The sequence below is a fragment of the Nonomuraea sp. NPDC048826 genome, from assembly GCF_043198225.1.
Lineage (GTDB): Bacteria > Actinomycetota > Actinomycetes > Streptosporangiales > Streptosporangiaceae > Nonomuraea.
Genome location: NZ_JBICUQ010000004.1, coordinates 134728 through 146177, shown reverse-complemented (window position 1 = coordinate 146177; position 11450 = coordinate 134728). Strand labels below are relative to the sequence as shown.

The following is an 11450-nucleotide window of genomic DNA, read 5'->3' as shown; positions in this document are numbered from 1 at the left end:
GGGGAGGGCGCCACCCGGTCCAGTGAGAGCGTCAGCCCGCTGCCTTGACGCCCGCCTCGACGAACTTCGTCCAGGCCTCGTCGTAGCCCACCGCGCCCTGGTCCATGCCCTCGAGCACCTTCTCCACCGAGGTCTTCACCTGGGCGTGCTTCTCACCCAGGAAGACCGGCTGCAGGTCCTTGACCGAGGCAGCGAAGATCTCGCCGGTCGGCACGTCGTTGAAGTACTCGTTCTTGAGGCCCGCGACCTCGGGGTCCTGCTGAGCGGGGATGGAGCTCGGGAAGGCGCCCGCCTCCTTGAAGGCCGCGACGTGGCCGTCCTTGCCCGTCAGGTAGTTGAGCACCTCGGCGGCTTCCTTCGGGTGCTTGCTCTGCTTGGGAACGGCCAGCCAGGAGCCGCCCCAGTTGCCCGAGCCGCCCGGCACCGCCGCGACGTCCCAGTTGCCCTTGTTCTCCTCGCCGGCCGCGCCGGAGATCACGCCGAGCATCCACGACGGGCAGCCCATGGTGGCGAAGTCGCCGCCCTTGATGGCCTTGTTCCACGGCGGGCTGAACGCCTGGAGCTTGGCGGTCAGGCCCTCCTGGCTGAACTTCTTCACCCAGTCGAAGGAGGTCTTGACGGCCGGGTTCGTCTCCAGGACGAGCTGGTTCCCCTTGTCGAAGTACGAGATGTTGCCGTTCTTCGGGGCTTCCTGCGAGAGGATCACGTTGTAGATGGTGTTCGGGCCGTCCATCCACTTCGCGCCCGTGTCGGCGGCGGTGAACTTCTTGCCCGTCTCAAGGTAGGCGTCCCAGGTCGGCCAGAGCTTGGCGACCTCCTCGCGGTCGGTCGGCAGCCCGGCCTTCTCGAACAGGTCCTTGCGGTAGCACATGGTCATGCCGCCGATGTCGGTGCCCAGGGCGAACAGCTTGCCGTCGGCGTTGACGCCCGCCTCCCACTTCGCCGCGGGGAAGTCGGCCTTGCGGTCCTGCAGGCCGTACTCGCCGAGGTCGGTGAAGAACTGCGGGCGGGCCGCCATCAGGCCCATCGCGCCCTCGTCGATGCCGACGATGTCGCCGGCGCCGCTGCCCGCCTGGAGGCGCTGGAGCAGCTGCGGCAGATAGACGTCTTCGAACCTGTCGGTCAGGTTCGAGTACTTGACCTGGATGTTCGGGTGCTCGGCGTTCCACTTCTTGACGGCTTCGTCGTAGCCGAAGTTCTCGCCGCCACCGAAGGTATGCACGTTGATGGTGACGGGCTCGGCCGGCGCGCTCGCACCGGCCGACGGGGCCGGGGTCTCTCCGCCACCACAGGCGGCGGTCACCGCGGCCAGCGCGGTGACCAGGACACCGGTTACTGCAAAGCGCTTGTGGTTCGTCATACCGTACCCCTCTTGGGTGTGGATCTTGGGAGGTGCATCGCGACAATCCCGCGATAGGAGGTCCTTGGGAGCGCTCCCACAAAGAGTGCCCGCAGTGCGGTCAGGCGTCAACGTCCCGAAACTCAAACGTTACCTCTGGGGCATTTTGCAACCCACGAAGTGCTCGTACGGGGATGTATCGCCCAAAGTGCTACTTGGGAGCGCTCCCATCTCACGCGTACCGTTTCTCCCGCACACCGGCACAAACGCGCTCACTACCGGCAGAGATGCTGAGGTGGCTGATCTGAGATCACCCACACGAAGCGGCACGTTGCCGCATGACGGCGCGTTCGCGCTCGTTCTGGGTCAGCGAGGCGGAGCGCTCGAACTCGGCGCGGGCCTCGTCGTGCCGGCCCAGCTTGAACAGCAGGTCACCGCGGACGCCCGGCAGCAGGTGGTAGTCCTTCATGGCCGGCTCGCCGGCGATCTGGTCGACCAGCTCCAGGCCCGTCTCCGGCCCGTACGCCATGGCCAGGGCCACCGCGCGGTTGAGCTCCACCACCGGCGAGCCCGACAGCGCCGCCAACCGCGCGTACAGGTCGGCGATGCGCACCCAGTCGGTCTCCTCCGGCGCCAGCGCGCGTGCGTGACAGGCCGCGATCGCGGCCTGCAAGGTGTACGGGCCCGGCGCGTCGCCCAGCTCCTCGGCCCGCTCCAGCGCGGCCAGGCCACGGCGGATGAGCAACCGGTCCCACCGGGCGCGGTTCTGCTCCAACAGCAGGATCGGCTCACCCGACGGGCCGACCCGGGCGGCCGCGCGGGACGCCTGGATCTCCATCAGCGCCACCAGGCCGAACACCTCGGGCTCCTTCGGCATCAGCCCGGCCAGCACCCGGCCCAGGCGCAGCGCGTCCTCGCAGAGCGCCGGACGCATCCAGTCGTCGCCCGCGGTCGCGGAATAGCCCTCGTTGAAGATCAGGTAGATGACCTCCAGCACGGGCGGCAGCCGTTCGGTCAGCTCGTCGCCGGAAGGGACCTCGAACGGCACCTGCCGCGCGGACAGCGTCCGCTTGGCGCGCACGATCCGCTGCGCCATCGTCGCCTCGGGCACCAGGAAGGCCCGCGCGATCTCGTCCGTGGACAGCCCGCCCAGCACCCGCAGCGTCAGCGCCACCCGCGCCTCGGTGGACAGCACCGGATGGCACGCGGTGAACACCAGCCGCAGCAGGTCGTCCCCGATCTCCTCGACGCCCGGCGGCTCCTCCTCCTGCTCCAGGCTCCGGCCGATCTCGGCCAGCTTGCGCTCGTACCGCTCCTGACGGCGGATCAGGTCGACGCCGCGGCGCTTGGCGACGGTCATCAGCCAGGCGCCAGGGTTGCGCGGCACGCCCTCCTGCGGCCACTGCTCCAGCGCCGCGACCAGCGCGTCCTGCGCCAGCTCCTCCGCCAGGCCGACGTCGCGCACCACCCTGGCCAGCCCGGCGATCAACCGCGCCGCCTCGATGCGCCAGACGGCCTCGATGGCCCGGTTCGTCTCCACAGCGGTCACGGAGCCATGCAAACAGCCCCTTCAACAGCCCGCAACCTCAACCTGGGGGTCTCCCACCGGCCCGTCTTCTGGGTTGCACCATGTGGGAGCCCGTCACGCCTGGTCCAGCGGGCGGCCCGCGCGGGGTCTGTACGCCCGCCCACGTCCGGACGAACTGCCCCGCGTCAGGATGTCCCGCTCGAGTCCGGCTGGCCGACCCGCCGCAGTCCGGGGAGGTCTGCCGGGTGATGACGTCGAGACCCGGGATCTAGGAGTCGTCTGGCGGGGTGGCGGCCACGACCCGAGGCCGTGCGAGCCCAACGCCTGTGAGCCCGAGGTCCGTGAGGCCGACGCCCGCGAGTCCGAGGTCCGCGAGTCCGAGGTCCGCGAGTCCGAGGTCCGCGAGGCTGACGCCCGCGAGGCTGACGCCCGCGAGCCCGAGGTCGCGAGCCGTTGTTGTGGGGTGATGGCGTCGTGGCCGGAGTCTGTGAGTCGTCGTCGTGGGGTGGGACGTGTGGCTCGGGGTCTGTGAGGCGTTGTGGTGGGGTGACGTCGCGGTCCGGGGTTTGGGGTGTCGGGGTGGGGTGGTCCCGCCTGGCTGGAGGGGACCACCTTCGCCTCGTCCGGGGGAACCGGCCGGGGGGCGGCCCCGTTGCTTGGACAGCAGGGACGTCAGGCGTCCGGGTGTTCGGCGCCCAGGGATTCGCGAAGGGCCGCGCTGCGCTGGGCGGTTTCGGGGCTGAGGGAGGACTCCGGCATGTCGGCCGTGCCGAAGACCTCCCAGAGCTCCAGGCCGACGCCCTCGCCGTCCTCGGGGACGGGGCAGCGCAGGGCCCATTCGACGGCTTCCTCGCGGGATTTGACCTGGATCAGCCAGAAGCCGGCGATGATCTCCTTGGTCTCCGCGAAGGGACCGTCGACGACCTTGGGCTTGCCGGGGCCGTAGACGATCCGGGCGGCGCGGGAGCTGGGGTGCAGCCCTTCCGCCGCCAGCAGCACCCCGGCCCTGACCAGCGATTCGTTGTAGGCCGTCATGTCGTCGACGAGCTGCCGGCTCGGCATGACGCCCGCTTCGGTCTCGACGCTGCCCTTACCGATGATCATGAATTTCATGGCGCGTTCTCCTCAGCATCCCGCTCTCATGGACGCGTCGAACGAGCGACGCCCGCATCGACACCTCAAGCGGGATTCTTCCGGAGAACTCAGGAGGCGTACTCCGGGTAGCCGTATCCGACAACCTGGTACTTGGGACGGATGCGCTCCTCGACCAGCCCGTTGCCGGTGTTGCCCTCGATCGTGGAGATGGTGCCGTCGTTGTTGTCCTGGACCACGAAGCCGACGTGCTGGATGGCTTCGATGCTCTTGCTGCCGTTCCAGGCGAAGAAGACCACGGCGCCCGGCCTGGCCTCGGTGCCCCAGCGGTTGTTGGCCGCGAACCACTTGGCGTGCGTCACCGTGTAGGCGTCCCAGCCGACCTGGGGGCGGGCGCCGGTCTGCTCGCCGACCCAGGAGACGAACATGGCGCACCAGGGGGCGTTCAGGTAGGCGGCGGGGTGGCCGCCGTCGCGGGCGATGGTCTCCAGGGCGCGCTGCGAGTTCGCGTACCACTCCTGGAACTTGGTGCCGCCGCCCTGCGCGTTCTCCCGCACCCCGATCTGGGCCCTGGCCAGGGCGAGCACCTCGGCGGCGGTGACGTTGATCTTGTCCTTCTCGGCGGGCTTCGCCTGCTGGGACGCGGCCTCCCCGGCCTGCTCGCTCTCCCCGGCCTGCTCGCTCCCCCCGGCCTGCTCGGCTTGCTCCGCCTGCTCGGCGTGCTCGGCCTGGTCGCTTTGCGCGGCCTCGTCGGTCTGCTCGGTCTCGTCGGTTCGCTCGGTCTGCTCGGTCCCGGACTGTGCCGTCAGCCGGAGGTCGTCGTGCCCCGGGTCGGCGTGAGCCGGGAGGGCGAAGCTCAGGGCGCAGGTGACGATGCCGGCGCCCAGGAGGGCGCGTAGGTGGTGCGGCTTCGGCTTGGGGGCACGGGCGAGACGATGCGTGACCATCGAGGGGATGTACTCCTTGCTTCCATGCCGCTTACCGGGTTAGCTGACGGGTTCGGGCGTGGAAGCTGCCCTACGGCGCGCGCGGCGCCGATTCACCCCGAGGGAAGTGGGTCCCCGGTTCCGCGCAAGGCGGATTCAGCGGTCGCAGGGCTGTCCTGCGAGACGATCGCGCTCAGAGCAACGAACGGACAAATCGGACGAAAGCCCTGAACGCGGAACAAGGTAATACAAAGGCAAGAAACTGACAAGCCCAGCAAAGCCGCAGCTAGCGAAGCTGCGCCTGCGCGTCGGCCAGCACCCGCATGATGGCAAGGCTTTCGTCAAGAGGCATGATCGCGCTCTCGGTACGGTTCTCCGCCAGGCAGTCCCTGACCTCGCGCAGCTCGTGCGCGTACCCGTTGTCGGCCGGATCGGCGAGCAGGTGCTCCTCCGGCTCCATGCCCGGCCCGCTGAGCACGACCCGCCGCGGAGCCCAGAACGGGGCGTCGAGGTCGGCCCGCATCCCGGTGCCGACGATGGAGGCGTCGTTGGCGTAGGTGCCGAGCAGCGAGCACTCCACCAGCGCCCGCCTGCCGTCCGGATAGCGCATCAGCCCGCCCGCCTCGGCGTCGACGCCGCTGGGCGCCAGCGAGCCGGTGATGTGCGTGCTCTCGGGTTGGCCGAGGAACAGCTGGGCCAGCCCCATCGGATAGATGCCCAGGTCGAGCAGGGCGCCGCCGCCCAGCTCGGGGGCCCAGAGCCGGTGCGCGGGATCGTACGGGAGCGTGAAGCCGAACGAGGCGCGCACCGAGCGGATCTCGCCGAACCGCTCGTCCTCGGTGAGCCTGCGGATCAGCGGATTGAACCGCATCCACATGGCCTCCATCAGGAAGATTCCGACCTCGCGGGCCAGCCGGACCATCCGCTCGGCGTCGGCCATGGTGGCCGCGAGCGGCTTCTCGCACAGCACGGCCTTGCCCGCCGCGATGGCCGCCTCGGCCACCTCCAGGTGCTGGGCGTGCGGGGTGGCGACGTAGACGGCGTCCACGGCCGGGTCGGCGCAGAGCTCGGCGTAGGAGCCGTGGGCGGACTCGGCGCCCAGCGTCGCGGCCAGCGCCTTGGCCCTGCCCAGATCGCGGGAGCCGACGGCGGCCACCCGCATGCCCGGCTCGGCGGCGATGACGGCCCCTACGGTCCTGGCGATGCCGCCGGTCGCCGCGATTCCCCACGCTAGATCTCGCACGCGGGAGATCGTACAGATTTATACGAGAAAGCGATATGTGTGCAGTTTCACCCTGTTGTCGCGGGATCTGCGCCCAGGCGGCGGCCGGCGTTCATCGCCCCGATCGCGGCCATGTCCTCGTGGTCCAGGATGAAGTCGAACACCTGGATGTTCTCCTTGATCCGCGCCGGGGTGACCGACTTCGGGATCACCACGTTGCCGATCTGGATGTGCCAGCGCAGCACGATCTGGGCCGGCGTGCGGCCGTGCTTCTCCGACAGCACCCCCAGCGCCGGGTCGTCCAGCAGGCCCCGGCCGGAGCCGAGCGGGCTCCACGCCTCGGTGAGGATGCCGTTCTTGTCGTGGAACTCGCGCATCTCCCGCTGCTGGAAGTACGGGTGCAGCTCGATCTGGTTGATGCAGGGGATGATGTCGGTCTCGTCCATGAGCCGGGTGAGCGTGCCGACCGTGAAGTTGGACACGCCGATCGCCCTGGCCCGGCCGTCGCGGTAGATCTTCTCCAGGCCGCGCCAGGCCTGGACGTACTGGTCGCGCCGCGGCGCCGGCCAGTGGATCAGGTAGAGATCGACGTAGTCCAGGCCGAGCCGGCTCAGGCTCTCGCCGAAGGCCTGCTCCACCCGGTCGTGGTCGCTGTTCCACAGTTTGGTGGTGACGAAGACCTTCTCCCGCGGGACGCCGGAGGCGCGCACGGCCCGGCCGACGCCCTCCTCGTTGCCGTAGAGCGTGGCCGTGTCGATATGCCGGTAACCGACCTCGAGCGCGGTGCGCACGGCCCGCTCCGCCTCGTCGTCGGGCACCTGCCAGACGCCCAGGCCGAGCTGCGGGATCTCGACGCCGTCTCGATATAGCCGTAGCGAGTTCATACCTCCCATTGTTCACGTCTGGTTCCGCCCGGCTTAAGCCGCCGGGGCTAGCTTGAAGCGGTCGTGAACGGGCCATCACCTGGCTGGGAGAACAAACGTGGTGAAGCGGGCGTCGGCCTGGGTGGAATCTCCGCTCCAGATGCTCTGCGCCGTCGAGGCCCATCACGCCGGGCTGCTGGGGCCGTCCAGCGTCATCGTGCCGAGGGCGGGGCAGCGCTCGCTCAAGGCGACCCGGCGCGAGCTGCGCGGCCTCGACCTGCCCGCCGGCCTGGAGCTGGCCGAGCCGAGCGAGCACATGCCGCTCCGGCCGGCCGCGGTCGGCGACGCCTTCTCCGGCCGGGTGCAGCTGCGCTGGCTGACCGCCTTCCCCGGCAGGATCGTCGTGGTGGACGACGGGATGGCCACGATCCGGCTGCTGGAGCTGCTCGCCGCGCGCCGGTACCGGCCGCTGCTGCGGGCCCGAGCCCGGCCGGGCATGGCACGCGCGGCGCTCGGGCTGGCCGCCGCCATCCGGCTGCACGCGAGCGGGGTGACGGTCTTCACCGCGCTGCCCGTCGCGCCCGACCTCGCCGGCGCCGTCCGCGGGGCGGGGGTCGAGCTGGTACGGCACGAGTTTCCCTGGCTGCGCGGCCAGCCGCCGACCGTGCCCGGCCCGGCCGAGCGGACGGTCGTGCTGGGCACCTCGCTGGTGCGCAACGGCCTGGTGCGCCGTGACCGCTACCTGCGCTGGCTGACCGATCTGGCGGCCGAGGAGCCGCTCGCGTACTTCCCGCACCGTCGCGAGGATCCGGCCGACGTGGCGATCATCCGCGAACGGCCAGGCGTCACCGTGCACGACGGCGGCGCCCCCGCCGAGCTGACGCTGCGCGCCCTGGACCCGGGCCAGCGGGTGATCAGCCTGCCGTCGACCGCGATCTCCTCGCTGCGGGTGCTGCTCGGCCCGCGCGGAGTGGCCGTGGAGCCGGTGCGGGTGCCGGACGAGTGGTGGACGCACAGGGCGGGTCCCGCCCTGCGCTCGCATCTGACAGGAGTGACCGGGTGAAGGTGCTGGCGGTGGCCGACTCCGACTCGTACCTGAAGTGGGCGGCCTGCCTGCTCCAGGACCTGCCGGAAGGCTGGGATACCGAGCTGGTGGTGGTCCGCACCCCGATCGCGCCGTCGGCCGGGCAGATCGCCGCCGCCGTGGGCGACCGGCCCGCGCCGCCGGTGCTGAGCGCCCGCGCGCTGCGCCGCCTGGCGGAACGGTCCCGGCCCGACGTGATCCTGGTGTCCTGCACCGGCCCGGTCGTGGACGTGCTGGTGTCCGGCGTGCTGGACGGGCTGAGCCCGCGGCCGGTGTTCGCCACCGGGCTGCCCGGCATCTCGGTGCCCGCGACGGAGAAGGCGTGGCTGTTCCGCAGCGGCTGTGACCTGTTCGTGGTGCACAGCGAGCGCGAGGTGGCCGAGTTCTCGGCCATCGCGGACCGGCTCGGCGGGGGAGGGGCGGTCGGCCTGGCCAGGCTGCCGTTCCTGCGGCCGCGGCAGGAGCGGGCCGCGGGCGACCGGGTGGTGTTCGCCACCCAGGCCAAGGTGCCGAGGGCCCGCGAGGAGCGCGAGCGGATCCTGCGGGCGCTGGCCCGGCTGGCCGACCGCCGCCCCGGGCTGGACGTGGTGGTGAAGCTGCGCGCGGTGGAGGGCGAGCGGCAGACCCACCGCGAGCGTCACCCCTACCAGAAGCTCTGGCACCAGCTCGGCGAGCCGGGCCGGTTGCGGTTCGCCGCCGGGTCCATGCGGGAGCAGCTCTCGCGGGCGTCCGGGTTCGTCACCGTCAGCTCGACCGCGGCGCTGGAGGCGGTCGCCATGGACGTGCCGTCGCTGGTGCTGAGCGACTTCGGGGTGAACGCGGAAATGATCAACCTGGTGTTCGAGGGCTCCGGCCTGCTGGGCACGCTGGACGACCTGGCCGTGGGCGACTTCCGCCGGGCCGACCCCCGCTGGTGCGCGGCCAACTACTTCCACCCGGACGAGCGCGACGACTGGACCCGGCTGCTGACCTCGCTGGTGATCTCCCGGCCGCGAGGACGGGCCACGTCCTTGATGGACGGTCCCGGGTACGCGGCCGCCCGGCGCCGCGCCCGCCTGCGGGTCGAGGTGCCGCCGACCGTGCTGCGGGCCGGCTATCGGGCCCGGCGCCGGGTCCGGCGCTACCTCAAGGTGTGACGTGAGTGCCCGCTATCGGGCGGCACGCAGCTTCCTGCGCAGGCGGTCCAGCGGGCCCTGAGCCGCCCGCCGCTTCTGGGCCGGCGGCGCCGCCAGGCCCAGCGCCTCCAGCCGCCGGCGCCTGAAGTAGCGGGGGTCGAACGCGAACCCCGCCGGCCGCAGGTCAGGGTGCGCCTCGGCCCGCATGCAGTAGCCGACCGCGCGCACCAGCGCCGGCAGGTCGGTCGCGGGCGGTTCGTCGATGAAGCCGTCCTCCGACAGCCGGGGGAGCAGCGCGTCCACGATGGTGACCGGAATCCGGTTGCTGTTCTCGTACGGGGTCAGCCGCTCCAGCACCAGGCCAGTGCCGTGGGAGACGGCGCGCAGCCCGTAATGGCGCCGGGCGGTCACCAGAGCGGTGGAGAAGCAGCCCGCCACCAGCTCGGGCCGCAGGGTGGCGAAACAGACCTCGGCGGGAACGTTCTCACCGGCCACCGTCAGCTCGACGCCGAGCGGGGCGGCGGCGGCGCGCAGCAGCCGGGCGTGCCCGCGCCCCGCGGCCGGGTGCGGTTTGAAGAGTACGGACGTGTAGCCGCGGGCGGCCAGCGCGCGGAGCGTCGAGGCGTGCAGACCGGCCTCCTCCTCAGGAGTGAGGATGCCGAGCGCCGACAGGTATTGGCCGAGGATCATCGCCTGGCCGCCCGCGACCGGCGGGGCGGTCGCGCCCACCTCGCGCACGACCGACAGGAACGGCTCCTGCGGCAGCGTCGCGGCCGGCACTCCGTACTCGCTGAGCAGCAACGGGGTCAGCCCCGGCACCAGGTCCAGGTGGAGCAGGCGGGTGACGCGGCGGAAGATCTCGGCGGGCAGCGGGTCGCGGGTCGGCCCGTAGCTCATCAGCCCGTCGGAGTAGACGGTGATCGGGCAGTCGCGAACCAGCCCGGCGATCGTCCGGGCGGGCGGGACCGCGATCGACTCCAGCACCAGCTCGTCGAGCGCGTCCAGGCGCAGGTGGGAGCGGATCAGCCGCTCCAGCATCGGCACCTCGACGACCCTGGCCCGCCACTCCGCCGGATGCAGCGGGGCGATCAGGTCGTTCCAGGAGTGGACCTCGTCGAAGCGGGAGGCGAGGGCGGCGAAGCCGGGGGTGGCCTCCAGCGGCGTGCCGATCTCGGGGATCGCCGCGTTGCACGACACCAGCAGCATCCGGCGGCCGCCGCCGAACAGGCCGGCGTCGATGCCCGCGGCCAGGGACATCGCGCCGAACAGCGTCGAGGCGTAGAAGACCGTGGTCATGGATCCTCCGCATGCGGACCCCTCGGCCCGCCGGTCGGGGCAGGCAGCCAGGGCAGGAGCTCGCGCAGCAGGGCGGCGCGCTCGCCCGTCATCGCCGCCACTGCCGCGGCCACGAGGTCCAGCGGCAGCGTGCCCGCCATCCGCGCGCCGCACCGGGTGAACCGGGCCCGCAGCTCCGGCGGGAACCGGCCGGCGATCTCCAGGTGGTGGCCGAGCAGGGCGCAGAAGGTCCGCACCGCCTTCGGCAGGTACTTCTCCTCAAGCCCCTGGAAGACCAGCTCGAACGCGTCGAAGAAGTGCAACTGCCGCTCGTCGCCCACCTGGGTGAGCGAGCCGGCCACCTGCCGCCGGTAGAACACGCCCGCCAGCGGCACCGCGGCGAACGTCGCCGCCTCCCGGTGCAGCCGCCAGATCCACGGCCGGTCCTCGGCGGTGTGCAGCCCGGATGGGAAGCACAGCAGGTCGCCCAGCGACCGGCGGTAGATCCCCGCCCACGCGTACGGGTAGTCGACCATGGTGCGCACCCCCACGGGCAGGATCGCCTCGCGCGGGTCGAGCACCACGCCCCGCCGCGCCGCGGGCGCCCGGTGCACGACCCGCTTGCGGCCCTCGACCTGGACGTGATCGGTGCGGACGAAGTCGCAGCCGAGCCCGTCGACGACCGCGGTCAGCCGAGCCAGATAGCCGGGAGCCAGCCAGTCGTCGCCGTCGAGAAAGGTGACGTACCGGCCGGAGGCGGCCGAGAGCCCGGCGTTGCGGGCGTCCGCCAGCCCCAGCGGCTCGGGGTGGCGGATCACCTCCAGCCCGGGCAGGCAGGCGCGGAAGTCGTCGACGACGGCGGCGGTGTCGTCCACCGAGCCGTCGTCGACCACGATGAACTCGAAGCCGGGGCGGTAGTTGCGGGCCAGCGAGGCGAGCGCGTCGCCGATGTGGCGCTCGCCGTCGCGGACCGGCACGATCACCGAGAGCGTGACCACCGCCGAGA

At 71.7% G+C, this 11450-nt stretch carries 10 protein-coding genes and 1 riboswitch; of the genes, 2 read left to right on the top strand and 8 right to left on the bottom strand.

Annotated features, from left to right (window positions below; translation table 11 throughout):
• Positions 1-31: 31 nt before the first annotated feature.
• The 6 genes from ACGFI7_RS15170 to ACGFI7_RS15145 all read right to left on the bottom strand — a co-directional run bounded on the left by ACGFI7_RS15170 (position 32) and on the right by ACGFI7_RS15145 (position 6991).
• Complete coding sequence (locus ACGFI7_RS15170) at positions 32-1360, bottom strand: ABC transporter substrate-binding protein (RefSeq protein ID WP_393404243.1); 1329 nt, start codon at positions 1358-1360, stop codon at positions 32-34.
• 289 nt (positions 1361-1649) lie between these two features.
• Positions 1650-2888, bottom strand: coding sequence for an RNA polymerase sigma factor (locus ACGFI7_RS15165; protein WP_393404240.1), 1239 nt, complete (start codon positions 2886-2888; stop codon positions 1650-1652).
• 651 nt (positions 2889-3539) lie between these two features.
• Entirely contained in the window at positions 3540-3980 is a 441-nt protein-coding gene (locus ACGFI7_RS15160; RefSeq protein WP_393404237.1) for a YciI family protein, read from the bottom strand.
• Between the two features lie 89 nt (positions 3981-4069).
• Positions 4070-4906 (bottom strand): CHAP domain-containing protein, encoded by an 837-nt coding sequence (locus tag ACGFI7_RS15155; RefSeq protein ID WP_393404234.1) that lies wholly within the window; start codon positions 4904-4906, stop codon positions 4070-4072.
• 13 nt (positions 4907-4919) lie between these two features.
• Positions 4920-5057: riboswitch (cyclic di-AMP (ydaO/yuaA leader) on the bottom strand.
• A gap of 114 nt (positions 5058-5171) precedes the next feature.
• Complete coding sequence (locus ACGFI7_RS15150; protein WP_393404231.1) at positions 5172-6128, bottom strand: Gfo/Idh/MocA family protein; 957 nt, start codon at positions 6126-6128, stop codon at positions 5172-5174.
• A 47-nt stretch (positions 6129-6175) separates the two neighbouring features.
• Positions 6176-6991 carry an aldo/keto reductase gene (locus ACGFI7_RS15145; RefSeq protein ID WP_393404229.1) on the bottom strand — a complete coding sequence of 272 codons (816 nt, stop codon included), beginning with the start codon at positions 6989-6991 and terminating at the stop codon, positions 6176-6178.
• A gap of 97 nt (positions 6992-7088) precedes the next feature.
• Between ACGFI7_RS15145 and ACGFI7_RS15140 the strand changes: the two genes are divergently transcribed.
• Together ACGFI7_RS15140 and ACGFI7_RS15135 are read left to right on the top strand one after the other, a co-directional pair.
• On the top strand, positions 7089-8033 hold the full coding sequence (locus ACGFI7_RS15140) for a hypothetical protein (protein ID WP_393404227.1): 945 nt from the start codon (positions 7089-7091) through the stop codon (positions 8031-8033).
• A complete protein-coding gene (locus ACGFI7_RS15135; RefSeq protein WP_393404224.1) occupies positions 8030-9190 on the top strand; it encodes a DUF6716 putative glycosyltransferase in 1161 nt (386 codons plus the stop codon). The genes ACGFI7_RS15140 and ACGFI7_RS15135 overlap by 4 nt, the downstream gene beginning before the upstream one ends.
• Before the next feature lie 12 nt (positions 9191-9202).
• On the opposite strand, the gene ACGFI7_RS15130 is transcribed toward ACGFI7_RS15135, so the two are convergent.
• Together ACGFI7_RS15130 and ACGFI7_RS15125 are read right to left on the bottom strand one after the other, a co-directional pair.
• Positions 9203-10465 carry a polysialyltransferase family glycosyltransferase gene (locus ACGFI7_RS15130; RefSeq protein ID WP_393404222.1) on the bottom strand — a complete coding sequence of 421 codons (1263 nt, stop codon included), beginning with the start codon at positions 10463-10465 and terminating at the stop codon, positions 9203-9205.
• On the bottom strand, positions 10462-11442 hold the full coding sequence (locus ACGFI7_RS15125; protein ID WP_393404220.1) for a glycosyltransferase family 2 protein: 981 nt from the start codon (positions 11440-11442) through the stop codon (positions 10462-10464). Before ACGFI7_RS15125 ends, ACGFI7_RS15130 begins: the two co-directional genes overlap by 4 nt.
• Positions 11443-11450: the final 8 nt, after the last annotated feature.